This is a genomic window from Pseudolabrys taiwanensis (assembly GCF_003367395.1).
In the GTDB taxonomy this organism is placed as follows: domain Bacteria; phylum Pseudomonadota; class Alphaproteobacteria; order Rhizobiales; family Xanthobacteraceae; genus Pseudolabrys; species Pseudolabrys taiwanensis.
In genome coordinates this window covers 5,563,675-5,587,175 of record NZ_CP031417.1, presented here as the reverse complement: position 1 = coordinate 5,587,175, position 23,501 = coordinate 5,563,675, and the positions used below count along the sequence as shown (strand labels likewise).

The 23,501-nt window shown below is 64.4% G+C and carries 21 protein-coding genes; 8 read left to right on the top strand and 13 right to left on the bottom strand.

Annotated elements, in window-relative coordinates; genetic code table 11:
• Positions 1-2 precede the first annotated feature (2 nt).
• The 3 genes from DW352_RS26520 to DW352_RS26510 are packed head-to-tail and all read right to left on the bottom strand — an operon-like array spanning position 3 to position 3,148.
• Positions 3-1,067: a glycosyltransferase family 9 protein gene (locus DW352_RS26520; protein ID WP_162827218.1), complete on the bottom strand. Its 1,065-nt coding sequence runs from the start codon at positions 1,065-1,067 to the stop codon at positions 3-5.
• Positions 1,064-2,308: an O-antigen ligase family protein gene (locus DW352_RS26515; protein ID WP_115694151.1), complete on the bottom strand. Its 1,245-nt coding sequence runs from the start codon at positions 2,306-2,308 to the stop codon at positions 1,064-1,066. Before DW352_RS26515 ends, DW352_RS26520 begins: the two co-directional genes overlap by 4 nt.
• A gap of 3 nt (positions 2,309-2,311) precedes the next feature.
• Positions 2,312-3,148, bottom strand: coding sequence for a glycosyltransferase family 2 protein (locus DW352_RS26510; protein ID WP_115694150.1), 837 nt, complete (start codon positions 3,146-3,148; stop codon positions 2,312-2,314).
• A gap of 131 nt (positions 3,149-3,279) precedes the next feature.
• On the opposite strand from DW352_RS26510, the gene DW352_RS26505 reads away from it, so the two are divergent.
• Positions 3,280-4,065: a glycosyltransferase family 2 protein gene (locus DW352_RS26505; RefSeq protein WP_115694149.1), complete on the top strand. Its 786-nt coding sequence runs from the start codon at positions 3,280-3,282 to the stop codon at positions 4,063-4,065.
• 182 nt (positions 4,066-4,247) lie between these two features.
• Complete coding sequence (locus DW352_RS26500) at positions 4,248-6,341, top strand: O-linked N-acetylglucosamine transferase family protein (RefSeq protein WP_162827217.1); 2,094 nt, start codon at positions 4,248-4,250, stop codon at positions 6,339-6,341.
• Between the two features lie 51 nt (positions 6,342-6,392).
• On the opposite strand, the gene rfaE1 is transcribed toward DW352_RS26500, so the two are convergent.
• Positions 6,393-7,865, bottom strand: a complete 1,473-nt coding sequence (gene rfaE1 / locus DW352_RS26495) for a D-glycero-beta-D-manno-heptose-7-phosphate kinase (protein ID WP_115694147.1) — start codon at positions 7,863-7,865, stop codon at positions 6,393-6,395.
• Between the two features lie 136 nt (positions 7,866-8,001).
• Positions 8,002-8,985 carry an ADP-glyceromanno-heptose 6-epimerase gene (rfaD, locus tag DW352_RS26490; RefSeq protein WP_115694146.1) on the bottom strand — a complete coding sequence of 328 codons (984 nt, stop codon included), beginning with the start codon at positions 8,983-8,985 and terminating at the stop codon, positions 8,002-8,004.
• A gap of 195 nt (positions 8,986-9,180) precedes the next feature.
• On the opposite strand from rfaD, the gene waaF reads away from it, so the two are divergent.
• On the top strand, positions 9,181-10,227 hold the full coding sequence (gene waaF / locus DW352_RS26485; protein ID WP_115694145.1) for a lipopolysaccharide heptosyltransferase II: 1,047 nt from the start codon (positions 9,181-9,183) through the stop codon (positions 10,225-10,227).
• A gap of 85 nt (positions 10,228-10,312) precedes the next feature.
• The gene (locus DW352_RS26480; protein ID WP_115694144.1) at positions 10,313-11,323 is read left to right on the top strand and encodes a KpsF/GutQ family sugar-phosphate isomerase; all 1,011 of its coding nucleotides are present in this window, start codon (positions 10,313-10,315) and stop codon (positions 11,321-11,323) included.
• 108 nt (positions 11,324-11,431) lie between these two features.
• On the opposite strand, the gene DW352_RS26475 is transcribed toward DW352_RS26480, so the two are convergent.
• On the bottom strand, positions 11,432-12,010 hold the full coding sequence (locus DW352_RS26475; RefSeq protein WP_115694143.1) for a TMEM175 family protein: 579 nt from the start codon (positions 12,008-12,010) through the stop codon (positions 11,432-11,434).
• A gap of 6 nt (positions 12,011-12,016) precedes the next feature.
• Positions 12,017-12,970, bottom strand: coding sequence for a lipopolysaccharide heptosyltransferase I (gene waaC / locus DW352_RS26470; RefSeq protein WP_115694142.1), 954 nt, complete (start codon positions 12,968-12,970; stop codon positions 12,017-12,019).
• Positions 12,971-13,129: 159 nt separating this feature from the next.
• Between waaC and galE the strand changes: the two genes are divergently transcribed.
• Together galE and DW352_RS26460 are read left to right on the top strand one after the other, a co-directional pair.
• Entirely contained in the window at positions 13,130-14,128 is a 999-nt protein-coding gene (gene galE, locus DW352_RS26465; RefSeq protein WP_115694141.1) for a UDP-glucose 4-epimerase GalE, read from the top strand.
• Between the two features lie 185 nt (positions 14,129-14,313).
• The gene (locus DW352_RS26460) at positions 14,314-16,116 is read left to right on the top strand and encodes an ABC transporter ATP-binding protein (RefSeq protein ID WP_115694140.1); all 1,803 of its coding nucleotides are present in this window, start codon (positions 14,314-14,316) and stop codon (positions 16,114-16,116) included.
• A gap of 104 nt (positions 16,117-16,220) precedes the next feature.
• Here DW352_RS26460 and DW352_RS26455 read toward each other — a convergent pair whose 3' ends face one another.
• On the bottom strand, positions 16,221-17,150 hold the full coding sequence (locus DW352_RS26455; protein WP_115694139.1) for an aspartyl/asparaginyl beta-hydroxylase domain-containing protein: 930 nt from the start codon (positions 17,148-17,150) through the stop codon (positions 16,221-16,223).
• 215 nt (positions 17,151-17,365) lie between these two features.
• Here DW352_RS26455 and DW352_RS26450 point away from each other — a divergent pair, with 215 nt between their 5' ends.
• Together DW352_RS26450 and DW352_RS26445 are read left to right on the top strand one after the other, a co-directional pair.
• The gene (locus tag DW352_RS26450; RefSeq protein ID WP_115694138.1) at positions 17,366-18,073 is read left to right on the top strand and encodes a fumarylacetoacetate hydrolase family protein; all 708 of its coding nucleotides are present in this window, start codon (positions 17,366-17,368) and stop codon (positions 18,071-18,073) included.
• 200 nt (positions 18,074-18,273) lie between these two features.
• A complete protein-coding gene (locus tag DW352_RS26445; protein ID WP_115694137.1) occupies positions 18,274-18,495 on the top strand; it encodes a hypothetical protein in 222 nt (73 codons plus the stop codon).
• Here DW352_RS26445 and DW352_RS26440 read toward each other — a convergent pair.
• From DW352_RS26440 to DW352_RS26420, 5 genes are all read right to left on the bottom strand, one after another.
• Complete coding sequence (locus DW352_RS26440; RefSeq protein ID WP_115694136.1) at positions 18,480-19,184, bottom strand: ABC transporter ATP-binding protein; 705 nt, start codon at positions 19,182-19,184, stop codon at positions 18,480-18,482. The genes DW352_RS26445 and DW352_RS26440 overlap by 16 nt on opposite strands.
• Positions 19,185-19,302: 118 nt before the next feature.
• A complete protein-coding gene (locus DW352_RS26435; protein WP_115694135.1) occupies positions 19,303-20,028 on the bottom strand; it encodes an ABC transporter ATP-binding protein in 726 nt (241 codons plus the stop codon).
• Positions 20,025-21,029, bottom strand: a complete 1,005-nt coding sequence (locus DW352_RS26430) for a branched-chain amino acid ABC transporter permease (protein WP_115694134.1) — start codon at positions 21,027-21,029, stop codon at positions 20,025-20,027. Before DW352_RS26430 ends, DW352_RS26435 begins: the two co-directional genes overlap by 4 nt.
• A complete protein-coding gene (locus DW352_RS26425) occupies positions 21,026-21,898 on the bottom strand; it encodes a branched-chain amino acid ABC transporter permease (protein WP_115694133.1) in 873 nt (290 codons plus the stop codon). The genes DW352_RS26430 and DW352_RS26425 overlap by 4 nt, the downstream gene beginning before the upstream one ends.
• A gap of 243 nt (positions 21,899-22,141) precedes the next feature.
• Complete coding sequence (locus DW352_RS26420) at positions 22,142-23,383, bottom strand: ABC transporter substrate-binding protein (protein WP_115694132.1); 1,242 nt, start codon at positions 23,381-23,383, stop codon at positions 22,142-22,144.
• Between the last annotated feature and the right edge of the window lie 118 nt (positions 23,384-23,501).

Genomic DNA, 23,501 nt, shown 5'->3' with positions numbered 1-23,501 from the left:
CCTCATCGCCGCGCAATCAGCGCCCTCATAACCGCCTCGGCCACCCGCTCCACGCCCAGCGCATCCAAACACGCGCTGTAGCTCGTGAGCCGCCGCTCGCAGCCTTCGAGCTGGCAGGGCGTGCACGGGAACGCGTGCTGCACCAGGAACACGTTGCCGCGCTGCTGGATCGTTCCGGCCGCTTCGAAGGGGCTTTCGAGCCCGCCGGCCGGCCACGGCGCCCACAGGCGCGGATCGGTCGGCCCAAAGAGGGCCACGGTCGGGCACCCAGTCGCCGCGGCAAGATGCGTCACCGAAGTGTCGGGACCGATGAATACCTTCGCGCCCGCGAGCAGGCCCGTGAGTTGCGCCCATGAGAGCCGGCCGTCGAACCGGGTGACCGGCGCTCCGGCCCAGAGATCGTCCAGATAGCGCCGCTCGTCTTCGGCCGGGCCGCCGGTGGCGACGACCGTCAGACCGTCCGCCGCGAGCTTGCCGGCCAGCGCTCGCCAGCCCTCTTTGGTCCACTGCTTGTAGCGGAACATCGGTGCGGCATGGATCACCGCATAGCCCCCCGCCGGCGCCCCCTCGAACGGTTCGGGCTTGGGCGGCACCAGTTCGGCCACCCGCGCGATGCCGAGCGCATCGGCCAGCCGCAGCATCTCCTCGACCCGGTGCAGGCCGCGCTGGACCGGCACGCTGCGCGTCAGGAGGGCACGCTTGAGGATCCCCGAGAGGCGCTGCTCGACCGGCGCCAGCGTCGCGCGCCCGGCGGCTACGGCAAAGCCAGTCGGACGGTCCCCGCTCTGCGTCGATATGGCAAGGTCGTAGCGGCGGAGCAACCGGGCCCCGAGGGCCAGACTTTGCGGGACGGACGGCCGCGACGGCATCGTCAGCACGGCGTCGACATCCGGGTTGCCGGCGAGAATTCCCGCGGTGTCGGCGAAGACCAAGGCCTCGATCCGCGCCTGCGGCCAGGCCCGCCGCAGGCTGCGGATCAGCGGCGTCGTCAGCAGCACGTCGCCCAGGCGGCGCAACGCGATGACCAGAATGCGCGGCCGCTCGCCGATCTCGATGCGGCCGGTCATGGCGTCCGTTGCGTGTCCGCCGCGCGACGTTTCAAGGCCGCGCCGCCCGCGACCCCGACGCCGATCACGTAGATCCACCCCTGCAGGAAATCGAACAGATGCGAGTTGAGTAGCGAGCCGACGATGTTCTGCACCACCAGCACGAGTCCGATCCATTCGATCAAACCACCGCTGCGGAACAGCCACAGATGCGCCAGCCACATCGCCCACAGCACCAGGGCGCCAAGCAAGCCGAGCTGAATGGCCACCGCGAAGGTCTGATTGTGCGGGTTGGTCGTCATCGACCCCATGGCGCCGTCCTGCCCCGCCGTCGCCTTGGCGAACAGCGACGGGATCGTGCCGGTGCCGTGGCCGATGAACGGCGCCTCCTTGATGAACGCGATCGAGCGTTTGGCGAACTCGATCCGCTCGCCGGACGAGTTGCGCGCGTCGCTCGCGACGTAGCTCTGGTAATCGGTCCAGGCCTGCGTCGTGCGCTCGCGCAGGTAAGGCGAGGAGAACCAGGCGACGACCAGCAGCGCGGCCGTGGCCGCGAACAGGATGAGCGTGTCGCGCCACCGCAATTGCTTCAGCGCGAACAGCGCCAGCAACACGAAAATGATGAGGAGCGCCGTGCGGCTCGTCGCCACGAATAGAATGTTGGCGAGCATCGCCAGCATGACGAATGCGAGCGCGAACATCCACCGCCATTGCCGACGCACGACGGCATCATAAGCAAGGTACGTGAAGCCGAAGATGCAGGTGACGAATTCGCCGCTCTGGCTCGGTCCGCTCTTCACCGGCACGCCGAAGTCGTTCGAGAACAGCCGCACCGGATGCGGCCACAGCACCATCACGTATGAAGCGACGAGCAGCACCACACAGGACAAGGCGAAGCCGCCGAGCACGCGCTCCGCATTGTCGCTGCGGCGGAACTGAATGAACAACAGCGGGATGACGAGCAGCTTGAGGAAGGAGTCGAGCCCCTTCCAGCGCTCGTGGAGCGACACGTCGGCCCACAACATGCCCGCGACACCGAGCACGACCAGCAGCACCGGCAGGCCGCCGGCCGGCGTGAGCAATTCGCGCCGCACCTCCGCCCAGCTCAGCGTGGGGATCAGCGCGATCAGCCACAGTGCCATCAGGATCAGCGTGGCGGAGGTCGACCACGGCACGGAAATCGCCGTCGCGACCGCGAGGCCGTCGGCCAGCCGCATCAGCTTGGCCGGTTCGAACCGGCGGGACAGGGACACGCTCGCCATCGCCTACTCCACCATCCGCTTTGCCGGCACCAACGCCGACAGGCCGCGCTTGGCGCGCACGTCATCGCTCGAGATGATGTCGGAGAGCTTCTGCTCGTTGACGGAAAGCCGGTCGCGATCGGCCTCCTTGTGCCAGAGATGGATGACGCCCGTTGCGAAGGTGCCGTCCTTCCGTTGCACCCCGGCATGCAGGAGGCGCACGATCAGGTCCGAGTCCTCTTTGCCCCAGCCGCTGTAGTCGGCATCGAAGCCGTCGATCTTGTCGAGGTCGGCGCGCCAGATGCCCATGTTGCACGAACGCGCCCCCCGCCATGCGTTGCGCCGCAGGCGGCGCAACGGCCCGAGGGGCAAATGAAACAGTGCCGACAGCCGGTTGACGCCGCCGCGGAAGCGCTCGGCGAGCCAGCGGCCAAGCGGCCAGCCCTCCGGCGCGTCGTCCGCACGCAGCACCTTTTCGGTGAGCGCCGGCGACAGCAGCACCCGGTTGCCGGTGACGAACCAGCCGCGTTCGGCGAGTTGGCGATGGGTAGCGATGAAATCGGGCCGAACGATGCAATCGCCGTCGAGAAACACGCAGTAGCGGCCACGCGCGGCCAGGATGGCGCGGTTGCGGATCTCGGCGGCGCGGAAGCCTTTGTCCTCGTGCCAGACATGTTCGACGCGGTGGCCGGCCTTGGCTTTCCAGGCCTCGACCAGCGCCGCAGTCGCCGGCCCGGAGCCGTCGTCGGCGACCAGCACCTCGAAATCCGGATCGGTCTGCCGCGCGAGCGAGCGCAGCACCGCCGCGAGCGCGTCCTCGCGGTTGTAGGTGGTGACGATCACGGAAATCAGCTCGGCCACGGGCCCCTGCTTTCTTCAGTCGGGAAAGAGGCTTAGCCGAAGTCGCCGAAGCGGACAAACCCCTAGGGCGCGCGCGGCACGCGGGGTATGGTGCCGCCGCAAAACGCCTCTCCTCACGCCCCCCGACGCCGATGCCAAAGATCACCGCCTACATCCTCAGCTACAACGAAGCCGAAAAGATCGAGGCCGCCGTGTCCACCGTGCTGTGGGCCGACGAGGTGGTGGTGGTCGATTCCTTCAGCACCGACCGCACGGCCGAACTCGCCACCGCGCTCGGCGCGCGCGTGGTGCAGGTCGAGTTCAAGGGCTTCGGCGACCTGCGCAACAAGGCGCTGGAGGCCTGTACGCACGAATGGATCTTCAGCCTGGATTCGGACGAGCGCTGCACCGAGGAGGTTCGCGACGAAATCCTTGCGCTCATCAATGGCCATGCGGCGCACGACGTCTATCTGGTGCCGCGCCGCAGCTACATGATGGGCCGCTGGATCAAGGGCTCGGGCTGGTATCCGAACTTCCGCCAGCCGCAGCTCTTCAAGAAGGGCGCCATGCGCTACACGCTCGAGCCGGTGCACGAGGGCTACGAGAACCTCTCCGGCAAACCGCTCGGCGTTCTGAAAAACGCCGTCTGGCAATTCCCCTTCCGCAATCTGGAAGAGGTCATCAAGAAGATGAACCGCTATTCCTCGCTCGGGGTGCCCAAGCTCGAGGGCAAGCGCGTGACGATGGCCAGCGCCTTCGGGCACGGCCTATGGTCGTTCATCAAGCACTACATCTTCAAGCGCGGCTTCCTCGACGGCTGGGCCGGCTTCGTCATCGCCTTCGGCAATTTCGAGGGCACGTTCTATCGCTACGCCAAGCGCTATGAGGAGACGCAAGGCTGGCAGCCGCCGCCGGCGAAGGTGATCCGGAGAAAATAGCTATTTGACATTCTAAAAACGGCGAAGCGAACATACCAACGCTCAATTGAGAGCCATTTCTAAAAGAGACTAAACTACGCTGCGCTCCGCCTCGTCGTTCAATCTTCAGCCGTCGAACGGGGCCCTTGATTCTAGCACAGGCTATAGGCATTTTCGGCCAGTCACAAGTTCCAGGTATGAGCATGGCGGCGAGCGACCTGTTACGTCAGGGTCTTGTATCACTTCAGACTGGCAATCTGGCGGACGCCGAACGCCAATTTCAAAAGCTCCTGCGCCTCGAACCTCGGAGCATTCCGGGCCTAAATCTCTACAGTGTCGTCCTGAGTCAGCTCGGCAGGTTTGAAGAGGCGGAGATCTATTTGCGCAAGGTGATCAACCTCGCGCCGCCTTCTGATGCTAGCCTCTACAATTATGCGACGATCTTGAAAGCGCTTGGCAGGCCGAGCGAGGCTATCGAGCACTTCACGCACGCACTTGCGCTGAATCCGGGCGCTGCCGACATTCTAATTAACAGAGCCGCAACATTAACCGAATTACGCCGCTTCGAGGATGCCCTCATCGACTGTGATAAGGCTCTGTCGATGGCGCCCGGACACCCCGGCGCCTTGCACAATAAGGGTAACGCCCTCGCCAAGCTTGGTCGGCTCTCCCACGCACTCGACGCCTTTGAAGATGCATTGAAAGCCGCCCCAAGGGCTCACGAAACCTTGACAAGCTATGCGATGACCCTCGTTGCGCTAAAGCGTAGCGCTGAAGCTCTCGCATGCTGCGATCGCGCACTCGCCTTGATGCCGGATTACGCTGAGGCCCTTGCTGTGCGGGCAGATATCCTCAGTGAGAACAAGCACTACGAGGAAGCCTTACGTGACTACGAAATCGCCTTCAGATCGAGACCCAAACTGCGCAGTCTTGCCGGTCACCGCCTGCACACCAAGATGCTTGTATGCGATTGGTCGCAATTGGACCAGAATGCGGCGGCAGTTATCGCTCAGATACGAAATGGAAGCACCACCTGCACACCTTTTGTCTGCGCCAGCTTAGCAACTTCGTCCGACGATCAATTGCAATGCGTGCACGCGTGGCAGGCGGACGACCCTGTCTTTAAGCCCGTCTGGAATGGCGAGCGTTATCGCCACGATCGTATTCGCCTCGCCTATTTATCTTCCGATTTTCATGAGCATCCAGTCGCGTATTTGACTGCAGGAGTCTTCGAACATCATGATCTGAATCTATTTGAGACTACAGCAATCTCATTTGGACCAAACTCCAACTCTCCTATGCAAAGGCGCCTAAAACGCTCATTCGAACACTTCATCGATGCGCGCGACAAAAGCGACGCTGAAGCAGCCGAACTGTTACATAAATTGGAAATCGATATAGCAGTAGACCTCAATGGCCTCACGAGCGGGGCAAGGCCACACGTACTCAAGCGTCGCCCCGCACCAATCCTGGTCAACTATCTCGGATACCCCGGCACTTGCGGGCCGAGCCATGACTATATTCTCGCCGACCACACCGTCATTCCCGAGCAGCAATTCGGGGCGTATAGCGAGGAGGTCGTATGGCTGCCGGATAGCTACTTACCGACCGACAACAAACGGCCAATAGCAGCATACCCTCACACACGATCTGAGTGCGGCTTGCCGGACTCGGCATTTGTGTTTTGTTGTTTCAACAATACTTTCAAAATTACTCCCAACGTCTTCGACATATGGATGCGCCTCCTACGCACGATCGATAATAGCGTTCTGTGGCTGGGCGGGGTCAATGGAATAGCGGCAAACAATCTCCGAACCGAGGCAGAGCGGCGCGGCATCTCCTCCAGTCGCCTAATCTTCGCAGACCGGGTACAACAAATTGCCCATCATCTCGCCCGACAACGGATGGCAGACCTGTTTCTGGACACCTGGCCCTATAACGCGCACACAACGGCAGCTGACGCCCTATGGTCAGGCCTTCCTGTGCTCACTTGCATTGGCAATACTTTTCCGGGCCGTGTCGCGACGAGCCTCTTGCATGCAGTCGGCCTGCCCGAATTAGTGACCACGTCGCCAGCTGACTACGAAGCATTAGCGCTGAAACTTGCACTAAATCCCGCTATGCTGGCGGACTTGCGGACAAAGCTTAAGGCGAATCGGGACACAACGGCCCTATTCGACACGGCTCGATTCACACGCAATATCGAAGCGGCTTATCTGGAAATGATGCGCCGCCTTCGTGCCGGCCTACCGCCGGCGGCCTTCAGCGTGCCTTCGTCGGAACAACTGTGCAGATAAGGCCCAGGCATACGCTCGGCCGCCCATCGACGCCGGAATAGCGAATCAAATCTAAACTGTATTGGAATTACGCGAGCGCTGGACGATCGACGTCGTCGAATGCCCCGGCACGAGGTCGACCAGGATCACCTCGCCGCCGAGCGCCTCGACGAGTTCGTGGCCGACCACGGTCTCGCGGGTGTAGTCGCCGCCCTTCACCAACACCGTCGGCTTCACCTGCGCGATCAAATCGAGCGGTGTGTCCTGATCGAACACGACGACCAGATCGACCGCCTCCAGCGCGGCCAATACCTCCGCGCGCGCCTGCGCCGGCTGCACCGGGCGCCCCTCGCCCTTCAGGCGCGTCACCGACGCGTCGCTGTTGAGGCCGAGCACGAGGCGGTCGCAGGCGGCGCGCGCAGCGGCCAACAGGCGCACATGGCCCGGATGGAGCAGATCGAAGCAGCCATTGGTGAAGCCGATGCGCAGGCCGCTGCGGCGCCACGGATCGAGATGCCGGTCGAGATCGGCCCAGTCGAACACGATCTTCTCTTCCGGCGCGAGCGAGGCCGCCGGCAGGATGCGCGCGCGCAGTTCGGCGACGCTCAAAGTGGCAGTGCCGCGCTTGCCGACGACCACCGAGGCCGCTGCGTTCGCTGCCCGCATCGCCGCCTCGAAATCGGCTTCCATGGCCAACATCGCCGAGACGACCGCGACCACCGTATCGCCGGCACCGGAGACGTCGCGGACGCGCACCGGATAGGCAGGGATGTGCACCGGCGCGCCGTCATTGACCAGGGTCATGCCGTCTTCGCTGCGCGTCACCAGGACGGCTTCGGCTTCGAGGGCGTCGCGCAGTTCGTCCGCAGCGATCGCGATCTCGTCATCGGTCTTGGCCGGGCTGTGGGTCGCCTCCGCCAGTTCCTGCCGGTTCGGCGTAATAATGGTGGCGCCGCGATAGATGCTGTAGTCGCGGCCCTTGGGATCGACCACCACGGGCTTGCCGGCGATGTTCGCGGCATCGATCACGGCGCGGATGACGCGCGGCGTCAGCGCGCCCTTGGCATAGTCGGACAACACCACCGCGCCCGCGCGCGGCAGCGCGGCAATTGCGTGACCGATCAATGCATCCTCTGCCGCCGTGTCGATCGGGCCGGCGCTCTCCCAATCCGCACGCAACAGATGCGTCGAATGGTGCTCGGAGACGAAACGCACCTTGCGGGTGGTCGTGCGCGCGGCGTCGACCACAAGCTCGAATTCGATCAACGGATGCTCGGTCAGCGCCTCGGTGAGCGCGCGCCCGGCCTCGTCATTGCCGACGACCCCGACAAAGATGCAGCGTGTGCCGAGTGAGACGAGGTTGCGCGCGACATTGCCGGCGCCGCCGACCATGAGCTCCGAGCGCTTGCACGCGATCACCGGAGTCGGCGCTTCCGGCGAGATGCGCGAGACTTCGCCATAGACGAACTCGTCGAGCATCAGGTCGCCGATGCAGAGCACCGTCTGGTCGGCCAGGTCGGAAAGATGCTTATCGAAATCGTACATTAGCCCATCCACCGTTCATTCCCGCGCAAGCGGGAATCCAGAGCCACAATTACTCGCGTCTGCATAAATGGCCCCTGGGTCGCCGCTTTCGCGGGGACGAACGGAGACAGGGGTACGCACAATTGACGGGACATTTTTAACGGAAACGGTCTTTCTGATCGAGATAGCCGGTGACGTAGCGCGCGACGGCGGTCTCGAGCGGCGTGAACGACGCATTGTACCCGGCGCGGCGCAGGTTCTCGACCGAGCTCTGCGTGAAATACTGATACTGGCCGCGAATGGAGTCGGGCATATCGACATACTCGATGTTCGGCGCGCGGCCGAGCGCCTTGAACATCGCGGTGATCATGTCGCGGAAGCTTTCCGCCTTGCCGGTGCCGACGTTGAAGATGCCGTTGACCGAGGTCGTGTCGGTAAGCCAGCGCAGCACGGCCACCGCGTCTTCGACATAGATGAAATCGCGGCGCTGGTCGCCGTCGGCGATGCCGTCCTTGTGCGACTTGAACAGTTTGACCGGCTGGCCGGCCTTGGCGCCGTCGAACACCTTGGCGAGCACGCTTGCCATGCCGCCCTTATGGTACTCGTTCGGGCCGTAGACGTTGAAGAATTTAAGGCCGGCCCAGTGCGGCGGCAGGTTGTCGTTCCTAACGTAACGGTCGACCACGACCTTATCGAACAGGTGCTTGCTCCAGCCGTAGAGGTTCATCGGCCGCAGCTTCTGCAGGGCCTCGGGCGACCAATCGTCCTCGAAGCCTTGATCGCCGTCGCCATAGGTCGCCGCCGACGAGGCATAGACGAACGGCGTGCGCGTCGTGGTGCACCAATCGAGCAGGCGCAGCGAGAGCTTGAAATTGCTCTCCATCACCAGATCGCCGTCGGTGGCGGTGGTATCGGAGATGGCGCCGAGATGAATGACGGCGTCGAGCTTGCGCCCTTCGAGCCAGCGCATCAGATCGGCGGGCGGCACGAAATCGGCGATCCGATGCTTGGCGAGGTTGCGCCATTTTACATCACCGACGCCAAGGAGATCGTTCACAACAACGTCGGCCGACCCGCTCTCGTTGAGGCTGGCGACCACGTTCGAACCGATGAACCCGGCCCCGCCGGTGACCAAATACATGGAAGTCCCTGCCCGACCCTTGAGAGGACGGCCTCCTTTGCCTCAGTCCGTCCGCCCGCGCAAATGATCGGGGCCAGCCGGCCGCATTTGGCGTTGGATATGGTCAAAAAATGCGGCTGGACAGCCCCGCCCGACGCGGGCTAACCGCTGGGCGCCGGTCCGCAGAGGCGCCGGCCGGGCGAGCCCCTCCAAGGAATGAACCAGAATTCAACCACGGCCGAGCGGCCGGTCCTGATCGTCCCGTTCGTCTGGATCGGCGATTTCGTCCGCTGCCATTCGGTGGTGCGCCTGCTGAAAGCGCAGAACCCCGCCCGGCCTGTGGATATCGTCGCCAGCAGCCTGTGCGCGCCCCTGGCCGATTACATGCCGGGCGTGCGGCGCGCGATCGTCGCCGACCTGCCGCGGCGCCGGCTCGGCCTCAAGCTCCAGCTCGACCTCGCCCGGCGGCTGCGCCAGGGCGGCTACGGCCAGGCCCTGGTGATGTCGCGCAAGTGGAAAGCGGCGCTGGCTCCCTTCCTGGCCGGCGTTGCGCGGCGCACCGGTTTCTGGGGCGAGGTCCGCATCGGCCTCCTGAACGACCTGCGGCAGGGCGAGAAGAAGCTGCCGCGCATGATCGACCAGATGGGCGCGCTGGCCCTACCGAAGGGCGCCGCTTTGCCGCCGGACTGGCCCCTGCCGGAGCTGAAAGTCCCGGCGGACGAGCTCCAGGCCTGGCTGACGGCCCGGGGCCTCGCCGGCGCGGCCCGGCCCATCGTCACGCTCTCCCCCGGGGCCGTGGGCGCCGGCAAAGCCTGGCCGCCCGAGCACTATGCCGCGCTGGCCAAAGCGCTCGCCGAGGACGGCGGCTCGGTCTGGGTGCTGGGCGGCCCCGGCGAGACCGCCATCGCGCAAGCGATCGCGACGGCCGGCGGTCCCCGCGTGCGCGACCTCACCAGCAACGATCTGCGCAATGCCATCCTCGCCCTCGCCGCCGCCGACGTCTCCGTCACCAACGATTCCGGCCTGATGCACGTATCCGCGGCGATTGGCACGCCGACCGTGGCGATCTTCGGGCCGACCAGCCCGTGGCACTGGAAACCGCTCAACCCGGTGTCCGCCATCCTGGAGCCGCCGGGCGACCAACTCGCACGCCAACGCGCGCGGCTCGAAGGCAACGACGCGGTCAGCCATCGCCGCACCGCGGATGTCGCGGTCGATACGGTGCTCGCCGCCGTGCGCCAAACGCTCACGCAAGCCAGGTAGCCGGAAGAATTAACAGGCCCGCGGGCCAAACCTGACGCGATGCGCCAAGCGTGCTATCAAGCGTCTCAAGTCGATTGGAACTGTAATGGGTATGGGAAAACTGAAGCCCGCCGACACCAGCCACGAACGCGCCGATGCCGCGATCGAGTCCGCTTTGCGGACGCTGGAAGCAGAAGGCAGTGGCATCGATGCGTTGACGTCGGCGTTACGGAACGGTCTCGGCGCCCCGTTTGCGGCGGCTGTCGAACTGATCCGTTCGGCGCAGGGCCGCGTGATCGTCACCGGTATGGGCAAATCCGGCCATGTCGGCCGCAAGATCGCGTCGACGCTCGCCTCGACCGGCACGCCGGCCTTCTTCGTGCATCCGGCGGAAGCCGGCCACGGCGATCTCGGCATGGTCGGCGCCAATGATGTGATCATCGCGCTGTCCTGGTCGGGCGAGACCGCCGAACTGAAGAACATCACCGACTATTCGCGGCGCCACAACATCGCGCTGATCGCGATGACGGCCAATGCGGAAAGCACCTTGGCCAAGAACGCCGATGTCGTGCTGTCGCTGCCGCAAGCGCGCGAAGCCTGTCCGCACAATCTGGCGCCGACCACCTCGGCGCTGATGCAGCTCGCGCTCGGCGACGCGCTCGCCATCGCGCTGCTCGAGAGCCACGGCTTCACCGCCGTCGACTTCGGTCTCTTGCATCCGGGCGGCAAGCTCGGCGCGCTGCTCAAGACCGTGCGCGACTTCATGCATGCGGGCGACGCCGTGCCGCTGGCGCCGCTCGGCACGCGCATGTCGAACGCCATCATCGTCATGACCACCAAGGGCCTCGGCTGCGTCGGCATCACCGACGCCGCCGGCAAACTGGTCGGCATCATCACCGACGGCGACTTGCGCCGGCACATGCGCAACGACCTGCTGGACGCCAAGGTCGACGACGTGATGACGCACAAGCCGAAGAGCGTGCATCCGGATCAGCTCATCAGCGAGACGCTGGAGCTGCTCAACTCCACCAAGGTGACGGCCCTGTTCGCGGTGGAAGACGGCTGCCCGGTCGGCATCATTCACGTGCACGATTTGCTGCGCGCCGGCGCGGCGTAGCCGTCATCCCGAGGTGCGAGCGTAGCGAGCCTCGAAGGATGGCGGCTTGCGAGCTTATGTCCGCTATCCTTCGAGGGCCGCCTACGGCGGCCACCTCAGGATGACGGATCACTTCTGCGGCAGCACGCGCTCGATACGGCGGTCGGGCACCAGCCACGTCAACGCCACGCACACGTAGATCGCCTGGGCGACCGACGGAAGATAGAACGCCAGAGGAATGGCGATCGCATAGGCCAAGGCGGAGATCGTGCCTTTAACGTCGCGGCCAACCGCCTTGTGCAGCAGCGAATCCCGCCCCTCCTCACGGATGATCGTCCAGGTCAGAATCGAATACGCGATCGCCGCCATCAGCAGCACGACGCCGTAGATTGCCGTCGGCAACTTGTCGAAATGATTTTCGCCCATCCAGCCGGTGGCGAAGGGCAACAGCGACAGCCAGAACAACAGATGCAGATTGGCCCAGAGCACGCCGCCGGTGACGCGGCGGCAGATGCTCATCATGTGATGATGATTGTTCCAGTAGATGCCGACATAAACGAAGCTCAGCACGTAGCTTAGGAACGCCGGTAGCAGAGGCTGCAGTGCCGCGAGATCCTCCCCGTGCGGGACCTTCAGCTCCAGCACCATGATGGTGATGATGATCGCGAGCACGCCGTCGCTGAACGCCTCAAGCCTCGTCGCCTTCATGGGGCCCTACCCTCTGGATATGATCGTCATGGCGGCCTCTTCGACCGCTTCTGCCGATGGCGGCACGCCATAGGCGCCTAGTACTTTGAGCGGTCCGCTGCCGACCGGCGCGGTCAGCTTCGGCTCGCTGCCGAGGAAGATCGCCACCAGCGGCACACCGAATGCCGCGGCGAGATGCAAAAGCCCGGTATCCACGCCGACGACAAGATCCGCCCCCGCGATCAGTTTCGCAACATCGTCGAGCGGCGCCCGCGGCGGCACCCGCGCGCGATCGAGCCGCGCCGCGATCTGCTCACTGCGCACGCGCTCTTCATCCGTGCCCCAGGGCAACACGAAGTCGAGCCCTTGCCCCGCGAGCGCCTTGCCGAGCGCGATCCAGTTTTCCGCCGACCACTGCTTCTCCGGACGGGCCGTCGCGTGGAGGAATACGGCGTAACGCGCGCCGGCCTGACGGAAGCGCGCACGGTCGAGCCCGAAGTCCGGCGCGCCCTGCGGCGTGTAGCCGAGCGCGAGACCGGTGAGGATGCGGTTGCGGTCGACGGCGTGCAGCTCGCGGCTGACACGATGACGCACGTCGTAAAACATCGAGGCGAGCGGCTCGCGAATGCTCTGGCGATCGTAGCCGTGACGGCGTCCGTGCGCGAGACGCGCGATCACGCCGGTGCGCGCGAGACCTTGCGTGTCGATAACGAGATCGTACCGACGGGCGCGCATCGCGCAGATGTTCGTGCGGATTTCGGACAGTGTCGGACCGGCAAGCCACGATTTACGCCAGCGCCGCCACGCCACGCTCACCACGTCGTCGACCGCCGGATGGAGTCTGACCAATGGCGCGTAAGCTTCCTCGACCAGCCAGGTGAAACGAGCCGTCGGCAAAGCACGCCGGGCATCGGTCAGGGCGGGCATGTGATGGATCACATCCCCGAGGGAGGATGTCTTGATGAAAAGAACGTCGGACATGAGGGCTCGCGGAACCGACATATATCGTTACCGCCCGAAGTCCGCCATAACGATTTATTAACGATGGCAGGCGGAGCAGCGCACATTAACGCTGGAGTCTAACCACTCTTTCGCGCGAAACCGCTAAGAGTGTGCGCACATTAGCAAGGGGGCGTTAACATGACGATCCTGGTCACCGGCGGTGCCGGTTATATCGGCAGCCATATGGTGCATGAACTCGTCGACTCCGGCGAGCAGGTCGTCGTGCTCGACAACCTCTCGACAGGGTTCCGCTTTCTGCTGCCGACCAGCGTGCCCTTCGTGGCCGGCTCGACCGGCGACCGCGAGCTGGTCGCCAAGACGCTGCGCGAGCACAAGATCGAAGCGATCATCCATTTCGCCGCCTCCATCGTCGTGCCCGACTCGGTGCGCGATCCGCTCGGCTATTACCGCAACAACACGATGAACACCTGCAACCTGCTGCAGACCGCCGTCGAGCACGGCGTCGGCAAGTTCATCTTCTCTTCCACCGCAGCCGTCTACGGCAACGCATCCGACGCGCCGGTGCGCGAGGATTCGCCGACCGTACCGATCTCGCCCTACGGCACATCGAAGCTGATGTCGGAGATCATGCTGCACGACACGTCGAAGGCGCACGATCTGCGCTTCGTCGTGCTGCGCTACTTCAATGTCGCCGGCGCGGACCCCAAGGGCCGCACCGGACAATCGACACCTGCCGCAACGCACGTCATCAAGGTCGCCTGCGAGACCGCGCTCGGCAAGCGCGCGAAGATGACCGTGTTCGGCACGGACTACCCGACGCCCGACGGCACCTGCATCCGCGACTACATCCATGTCAGCGATCTGGCAAAGGCGCACTCCGCAGCGCTCGGCTATCTGCGCCGGGGCGGCTCCAGCGCGACCTTCAATTGCGGTTACGGCCGCGGCTCCTCGGTGCTGGAAGTCATCGAGGCGGTGCGGCGTGCTTGCGGCCACGATTTCCCGGTCGAGATCGGCGGCCGCCGGCCCGGCGATCCAGCCTCGCTGGTCGCGAATGTCGAACGCATCCGCAAGACGCTCGATTGGCACCCGCAGTTCCAGGATCTCAGCACGATCGTCTCGCACGCGCTTGCCTGGGAGAAGCGCCTGCCCGGAAAGCGCGAAAGCGCCGCGAGCTGACACGGGGCACGGCCATCCACCGTTATTTTGAGCGGTTTGGCTTGATACGGCTTTAGACTTGAAAAATTCCCGGCGGGGGGGCAAGGAGACCTGCGTGCTTGCCGCGGCGCAGCATGCCTATGGCTTGGGCAATGGTCCAAGTGTGGCCAAAGTAGCCCGCCAAGCGAGGGTGGATGAAAGACCCCATGCCTTCAGCCGACGCTGACGAGCGCTACAGCACCTATGCCATGGTCCGGCGGCTGCTGCTCGAGCAGGGCCTCGCGCGCTGGCCGCAATACGCGATCGCCTTCACCTTGATGGCCGTCGCCGCGGGCTGCACGGCGCTGCCCGCCTACCTCATCAGCGACTTCGTCAACGAGGCCTATCTCGATCGCCGGTTCGAGACGATCGTCTGGCTCGGCGCGGTCACCATGATCATCTTCCTGGTCAAGGGGATCACCGATTACAGCCACCAGGTGATCCTGGCGCGCATCGGCAACAGCATCATTGCCGAGAACCAGCGAAAGCTCTTCGACAAGCTTTTGAGCGAGCGCATCAGCTTCTATGCGGACCGGCACTCGTCCGAATTCGCCGCGCGTCTCAGCATGGGCGCGAATGCCGCCAATCAGGTTCTCAACCAGCTCGTCACCGCGCTCGGCCGCGATTTCTTCACGGTCGTCGGCCTGGTCACGGTCATGGCGGTGCAAGACCCGAAGCTGACGCTCATCATCTTCGTCGTCGTGCCACCGGCGATGCTGTTGCTGCGCAATATGATCCGCCGGATCCGCGCCATCACCAAGGCGCAATTCACCGGCGGCACGCGCATCCTCGAGACGATGCAGGAGACGATCCAAGGGATCTCCGTCGTCAAGGCGTTCACGCTCGAAGATCAGATGCACAAGCGTTTCGACGCCAATGTCCGGGCCGTCGAATACGAATCGAATAAGTTCGCGCGCGTTGCCACCCGCTCCAGTCCGATCATGGAGGCGCTCGGCGGGATCGCCGTTTCAATCGGTCTCGTTTACGGCGGCTATCGTACCATTGTGCTCGGCGGCACGCCGGGCGAGCTGGTGTCGTTCATCACCGCCTTCCTGCTGGCCACCCAGCCGGCCAAGCGGCTGGCCCGGCTCAACATCGAGCTCAACAGCCAGTTGGTGAACGTGCGCCAGCTGTTCGACGTCATCGACTCGCCGGAGACGGAGCCGCGCGAGGACGAGAAGCCCGCGCTCAAGGTCGACCGCGCCAATATCGAGTTCTCCAATGTCGCATTCGCCTACCGGCCCGACGAGCCGGTGTTGCGCGGCCTGACGTTGACCGCCGAAGCCGGCAAGGTCACCGCCCTCGTCGGCCCGTCCGGCGGCGGCAAGTCGACGACGCTCAATCTGCTGCTGCGCTTCTACGAAGTCGGCAGCGGCACGATCACCATCGACGGGCAGAACATTGCCGATGTCTCGCGCCGCTCGCTGCGCAGCGCCATCGCCTATGTCGGGCAGAACGTGTTCCTGTTCCGCGGCACCATTCGCGACAACATCGCCTTCGGCAAGGAGAACGCCACCGACGAGGAGATCGTCGCGGCGGCGAAGGCGGCCTATGCGCACGACTTCATCCTGTCGTTCCCGAAGGGCTACGACACGCCGGTCGGCGAGCACGGTTTGCAATTGTCTGGCGGTCAGCGCCAGCGCATCGCCATCGCCCGTGCCTTGATCCGCAATGCGTCGATCATCCTGCTCGACGAGGCGACGGCGGCGCTGGATTCGGAATCGGAGCGGCAGGTACAGGACGCGATCACGCACCTGACCGAAGGACGCACGTCGATCGTGATCGCGCACCGGCTGCACACCGTGACGCATGCAGACTGCATCTACGTGATCGAGAACGGCGCGGTGGTCGAAGCGGGCGAGCACTACGACCTGTTGCGCCGCGGCGGCCGCTACACCTCGTTCTACCGCCTGCAGTTCAAGAACCAGGAATTGGCCGACCAGGTCATCGCCATGTCGTCGGCGGGCTGAGCGCTTACTGCCGCTCGTCCCCGCGAAAGCGGGGACCCGGCACGAGGGTTCAATCCTGTGAGGTCCTGCTGGATTCCCGCTTTCGCGGGAATGAGCGGTCTATGTCACCGCACCGCTGAAACGACGATGAGCGCCAAGCCGCCGACCATCGCGCTGTATTTCAGCGCATAGTAGACCCTGCGGTTCCAGTCCTTCAGCTTCCGCGCGGCGTGGTGAAGCTCGTAGAGATAGCTGAACGCCACGTTCAGCCCGCCGACCTTCTCGCCTTCGGTGTTCGGCGACTGCGATATCTTCACGACGTGCTTGTTCACCCAGCGATTAACGCGGCTCATGACGCGGTTGCTCATCGGCCGCTCGACATCGCAGAAGAAGATGATGCGGCTCTTGTCGGTCTTGTTTTCGGCCCAGTGAATGAAGGTCTCGTCGAAGACGAAGCCCTGGCCGTCATAATAGGAGCACTGCACGCCGTCGACGAAGATGCGGCAGTCTTCCGAATTGGGCGTCACCAGGCCGAGGTGATAGCGCAACGATCCGGCGAAAGGATCGCGATGGCCGCCGAGCTTCGCGCCGGCCGGCAGCACGGTGAACATCGCGCCTTTGATCGAGGGGATCGACTGCACCAGCGCGACGGTGCGCGGACAGAGCGCTTGCGCCGACGGCAGCGGGTCGTCGTACCATTTCAGATAGAAGCGCTTCCAGCCGCTGCGGAAGAACGAGTAGAAGCCCCAGTCGTTGTTCGCCGTGGCGGCGCGGATCCGGCCCTCGTCGAACAGCCGCACGGCCTCCTCGCGGATCGCCTCCCAGTTGTCGCTGATGGTCTTCAACTCGGGAAACGTCTCGACCGGCAATACCGGCTTATTGGGCACGCCGGAGAAGGCGTACATCAACACGTTGTAGGGGGCGAGGAAGGTCGAGTGATCGACGATCTGGCGGCCGAGCCGCAGCTTCTCGCGACCACGGAAATGCACGTAACCAGCCGACCCGACCAAGGCGTAAAGCGTGAGCAATTGCGGCGCCAGGAGACTCGTAAACATCGTACGGACCCGTCGATAACCAGCCTGCACGATCACCAGTGTCGCAGCGTAAATTGCAACCAACAAGAGTATTTTGTTACTGCTCTACCCTACGCGACCACCGTCGTCCGCGAGGCCGTTGACGGCCCTGCATCCGGCTGTTACCCACAGCGCGCCTTACCGGCCCGGCCATCCACACCGGGCTTTTCATCAACGAAAACAATGGCCTATTTCACATGACCGACGCCAGCCGCTACGTCATTACGCCGCCGCCGCAAGCGGCCATCGCCGTCGCCGGGACGGATAAGCAATTTCCTGTCCGCCGCATCTGGTGCGTCGGCCGCAACTATGTCGAGCACATCCGCGAGATGGGCCAGGACGAGCGTCTGCCGCCGTTCTATTTCGCCAAGCCGGCCGACGCAGTCGTGCCCGATGGCGCTACCGTGCCGTATCCGTCGCTGACCAAGGACATGCACCACGAAGTCGAACTCGTGGTCTGCCTCAAGAGCGGCGGCCGCAACATCCCCGTCGCCAAGGCCAATGACACGATCTACGGCTACTGCGTCGGTATCGACCTCACCCGCCGCGACCTGCAGATCGCCTCGCGCGACCTGAAGCGTCCGTGGGAAGTCGGCAAGGCCTTCGACTTCTCGGCGCCCTGCGGCCCGATCAAGCCGGTGAGCGAGACCGGCTATCTGACCAGCGGCAAGATCGTGCTGAAGTGCAACGGCGAGGTCCGTCAGGACGGCGACCTCAACCAGCTCATCTGGAACGTGCCGGAAATCATCTCCAACCTCTCGGAGATCGTGGAGCTGGCCGCCGGCGACATCATCATGACCGGTACCCCCGCCGGGGTCGCGGCCACGGTGGCCGGCGACACGCTGGAGTGCGAAATCGAGAAGGTCGGCAAGCTGACCGTCAAGATCGGCCCGCCGCTCAAGTAATTTCCGCCAGATTCGGCGAATCACCTACAAAAAGACGGCCGGTGGTAGGGAACCACCGGCCGTTTTGCGTATTGAGCACTTGCCTTGAGCCGGATCAGAGCTGTCGGTTTTGATTAACGGTTTGCTAACGCGTACGCAGCACACTGAGGGTGCCGGGGACTCTTCAGACTGCGGTGAGACCATCGCAGAGGAATTGAGACATGGGCGCCGCCTTCACCTCCGACCGGTATTCAGCGTCTTTCGCGTCAGATCCCGAACATATGGCGGCGCTGGTCATGCAGTATTCGCCTGCCAGCGACGCCGAGGCACTGCGCCTCCTGCGCGCCAGCTTCCCGGACTGCCCGCTGAGCGCGCGGGTCGCCGCCCTCGACTTCCTGATGCGCCGTAAGCGCGGCTTCGGCGGCTCCTACAGCCCCAAATAGGCCTGCCGCACCCTATCGTCGCCGAGCAGGGCCTCGCCCGAGCCCGACAGCGTGATGCGGCCGTTTTCCAGCACGTAAGCGTGGCTCGCCAGTTTAAGCGACACGGCGACATTCTGCTCGACCAGCACGCAGGTCATCCCCTCGCCGTTCAGGGTCTGCACGATCTTCAGCACGTTGTGCACGATCGCCGGCGCCAGGCCGAGCGAGGGCTCGTCGAACATGATCAGATCCGGCGCGCCCATCAGGCAGCGGCCGATGGCGAGCATCTGCTGCTCGCCACCCGACAAGGTGCCGGCGGCCTGGTTGCGGCGCTCGGTCAGCACCGGAAACATCGCGTAGACCTTGTCGAGGTTGCGGTCGCGCTGCGCACGGGCGCGCGGCAGCATCGCGCCCATCGCGAGGTTCTCGGCGACCGACAAGGTCGGAAACACCTGACGCCCCTCGGCGACCTGCCCGATGCCGAGGTCGCAGACCTTATGGCTCGGCCAGCCCGCGATATCCTGGCCACGATAAAGGATCTTGCCGCGCGCCGGCCGATGCATGCCGGCGATGGTGCGGATCAGCGAGGTCTTGCCGGCGCCATTGGCGCCGACGATGGCGACGATCGCTCGCTCGGGAATGTCGAGCGAGACGTCGTCGAGCGCCTGCGCGTCGCCATGGAAGACGTCGAGGTTTTCGATCTTCAGCATCGCAGAGCCTTTCCCGCTCGTCCCCGCGGAAGCGGGGACCCAGCGCTTAAGGCCAAAAGGTAAGAACTGGATTCCCGCTTACGCGGGAATGAACGGAGGATGGATCGGCGCGAGAGCATCACAGATCCTCCGCGCCGAGATAGGAGTGGATCACCGCCGGATCGCGCACCACTTCCGCCGGCAGGCCTTCGGCGATCGGCGCGCCGTGATGCATCACCAGGATGCGCGCCGCGAGCGCCATCACCGCGCGCATGACGTGCTCGATCAGCAGGATGGTGATGCCGGTCTCGCGGTTGAGCTCCTTGAGGATCGACACCATCCGATCGGTCTCGGTGGGCCTCAAACCCGCCATCACCTCGTCGAGCAGCAGCAGCTTCGGATCGGTGGCGAGCGCGCGCGCGACTTCCAGCCGCTTGCGGTCCGGCAAGGTCAGCGCCGAGGCGCGCTGGCCGCGCTTGTCGTAGAGATCGAGGCGGCGCAACACGTCGCGCGCATGCGCCTGCGCATCCTTGACCTGATGCCGGCGCTGCAGCGCGCCGACGATAACGTTGTCTTCGACGGACAGCGCCGGGAACGGACGCACGATCTGGAAGGTACGGCCGACGCCGCGCCGGCTGACCTTGTCCGGCGACAGGCCGTCGATGCGTTGGCCGTCGAACGTGATGGTGCCGTTGTCGGGCGCATAAACGCCGGCAATCATGTTGAACAAGGTCGTCTTGCCGGCGCCGTTCGGGCCGATGACCGCATAGATGCGGCCCTCCGGCACTTCGAAAGACAGTTTGTCCACGGCGAGCAGGCCGCGGAAGCGCTTGCTGATGCTGTCGACGGTGAGGAGCGCGGTCATTCGCGGCGCTCCGTCAGCTTCAGGCGCCGGGCGAGCCACGGCCACACGCCATCGGGCAGCGCCACGATCACGAACAAAAGGCAAATGCCGTAGAAGACTTGTTTCGCGCCGGGAATATCGACGCCGATCACGGCGAGCGCGCCGGTCAGCAGCTCGGCAAGACCCGTCAGGATGAAGGCGCCCAGCACCGGACCGAACAAGGTGCCGACACCGCCCACGATCGGCGCCAGGATGATCTCGATCGAGCGCGAGATATGGAAGACCTGCTCGGGAAACAGATTGTTGTAATAGAAGGCATAGACGACACCGGCGAAGGCGGTCATGCCGGCCGAGATCACCACCGCGATCATCTTGTAGCGGAAGGTGTCGATGCCGGCCGCACGCGCGGCCTGTTCGTCCTCGCGGATCGCCAGCCAGAAATAACCGATGCGGCTCTTGAGCAGCATGCGACACGCGATGAAGGCGGCGACCGTCGCGGCGAGCAGCAGATAATAGAACATCACCGGCAGACCGCGCAGCATCCAAAGATCGTTGCCGGAATACTGCTTCACCGGCAGGAACAAGCCCGACGATCCCGCCGTCCAACCGAGATGATCGAAGCCAACGCGAGCGAACTCCGCCACCGCGATGGTCAGGATGGCGAAATAGACGCCGCCGACGCGAAAGCGGAAGGCCAGAAAGCCGATGAAGGCGCCGGCGACAACCGCGATCGGCACGCCGACAAGCAGTCCGATCCACGGGCCGATGCCGAAGTGTACGAACAAGGCCGCCGCCGTATAGGCACCGAGACCGACATAGAGCGCATGGCCGAGCGATAGCTGGCCGGCAAAGCCCATCATGATGTTCCACGCCTGGCCGACATAGGCGAAGTAGAAGATCAGAATGAGCACCGTGAGCAGGTAGTCGCTGGCGAACAGCGGTGCGGCGATGGCCAGCACCAGCAGCACACCGAGCAGGATGAGCGCGCGCGCCGGCACGCCGTCGAGAAGCCGCCCGATCATGCCGTCCTCTTGCCCATGATGCCCTGCGGGCGGAACAGCAACACCAGGACGAGGATCGCGAAGGCGAACATGCTCTTGGCCGAGGGCGTGAACAGCAGACCCGCCATCGCCTCGGTGAAGCCGATAAGCACGCCACCGATGAGCGCGCCCGGCATGGAGCCGAGGCCGCCGGTGATGACGATGACGAAGGCAAGCAACGTGAAGGCCGGTCCGAGCGGCGGCGTCACATCGATGATCAGCACCAGCATGGCGCCCGCCGCGCCGACGCAGGCGGCGCCCAAGCCGAAGGTGAGCGCATAGAGATGCTTGACGTCGAGGCCGACGACGAGAGCGCCGGTGTAATTGTCGGCGCAGGCGCGGATCGCCGTGCCGATCCGCGTATATTGGAAAAAGCAGAACAGCAGCCCCGTGACGATCACGGCAGCGATGCCGGCATAGAGCTTGGTCGCATCGACGATCAGCGGGCCGACCTGAAAGCTGTCATAGGCATAGGAGGTCTGGACGTTCTTCGCGTCCGGCCCGAACACAATCAAGAGCAGGTTGACCATGATGATCGCGACGGCGACCAGCAGCAGGAACTGGGTGTGCTCCGGCCGCGTGATGAAGGGATTGATCAGGCCCTTCTGCAGCACGTAGCCGAATGCGAACAGCGCCATCGCGATCGGCACCATCATCACCAGCGGATCGAGATGGAAAGCCGAGAACAACGTCACCGCGATGTACATGGCGATGGTCATCATCTCGCCATGCGCGAAATTGACGACCCGCACGACGCCGAAGATGACCGAGAGGCCGAGCGCCATGAGGCCGTAGACGAGGCCGGTCAGGATGCCCGCGACGGCAACGTTGAGGTAGATGTCTAAAGGCACGCAACAGTCCTAGACGGTAAGTACGATCTTCTCAAAGCGCGCCCCAACCTCTCTCCGTCATCCGGAAGTGCGAGCGAGCGCAGCACGCGACTCCAAGGATGATCGGCCGGCGGCCTTAGCCAATTTTCGCCGTTCGTCAGCAGGCGTGGAACCCAACGCCCGAACCGTCTCCCTTCGGGGGCCGCGCCGTGCGCGGCCACCTGGGGGGGGAAGGCTCGGTGCTGAGCCGTTGGTACGCCTGCCTTACGCCCGCTTGTCGTACGGCTTGAGCGGCCATTCAACCTTGCCGTTGGCCGCTTCCTTCGGCGCAACGGTCAGCAGTTTGCCGCCGCGGTTCTGGATGCCGCCGCCGATGATCTTGGAGTTCTGGCCCTTGGCGTCGAAGCTGATGCCGGGACCGATGCTCGCGTTATTGGTGATGTTGGTGGTGCGGACCGCGTCGGCGAGCGCCTTCGGATCGGTCGAGCCGGCGCGCTTGTAGGCATCGGCGGCGACCAGCAGGGCTTCGAAGGTGTAGACGTGATTGGTGTTGAGGTTGACGCCGGCGAACGACTTCGCGAGCGCCGCCTCGAGCTGCTTCGAGAGCTTCTTGTTCGGGTCGTACCAGGGCGCGAAGCTCAGCGGACCGTCGGACAGCTTGCCCAGGGTCTTGAGATACTGATCTTCGTACCAGCCGGGGCCCATGCTCATGATCGCCATCGGCGACCACCGCTGCTTGACCATCTCGCGGGTCAACAGGATGGCGTCGTTGAGGCGGCTGACCATCAGCACGACTTCCGCACCGGTCGCCTTGGCCTTCGAGACTTCGACCGACAGGTCGCGCGCGGCCGGATCGTACGCGATGGTCTGCACGATCTTGTACGGCATATCGGCTTTCGCCATCACGGCATTGATGCCGCCGGCCATCGCCGTGCCGAAGGTGTCGTTGACGTGCATGAACACGGCCGTCTTCGGCGAGGCGTTGACGGCCGCAAAGATTTCCTTCTGATCGACAAAGGCGTCGCGCAGGATCATCGGCGCGGTCGGGAAGTTACGGAAGACGAACTTGTAGCCCTGCTCGGTGATCGGCGGCGCCGCCGCGATGTTGATGATGAAGGGAATGCCCTTCTGCTCGGCGACCTGGGCGATGGCGCTCGACTGGCCGGAGTCGAACGCGCCGACCAGAATCTGCGCGCCCTCGCCGATCAGCTTCTCGGCGCGGGAACGCGCGACGTCGACGTTGGTTTCGGTGTCGGCATTGATGATCTGCAGATCGGGCAGACCGAGATCCTTCAGGATAGGCGCGGCAATATCGACGCCGCGCTGGCAATCCTGGCCGATGCCGGCCTGATAGCCCGAGCGCGGCAGCAGCACGCCGACTTTCAGCGGTCCGCCTTGCGCGCGGACGATGTTGAAGGGCGCGGTGCCGGCGACGATGCCCGCAGCGCCGAGACCGGCAGCGAAGGTACGGCGATCAACGCCGCTCGAATGCGATTTGCGCTTCATCTCATGTCCTCCCTGGGGCGGCACAAAGAGCCGTTGTTTTCATGATGCCGTATTCAAGCCAGCCCTCTCAAGCCTGAAGGCGAACTGGCACGCCGGCGGGAAATAGCGAGCCCCGGCC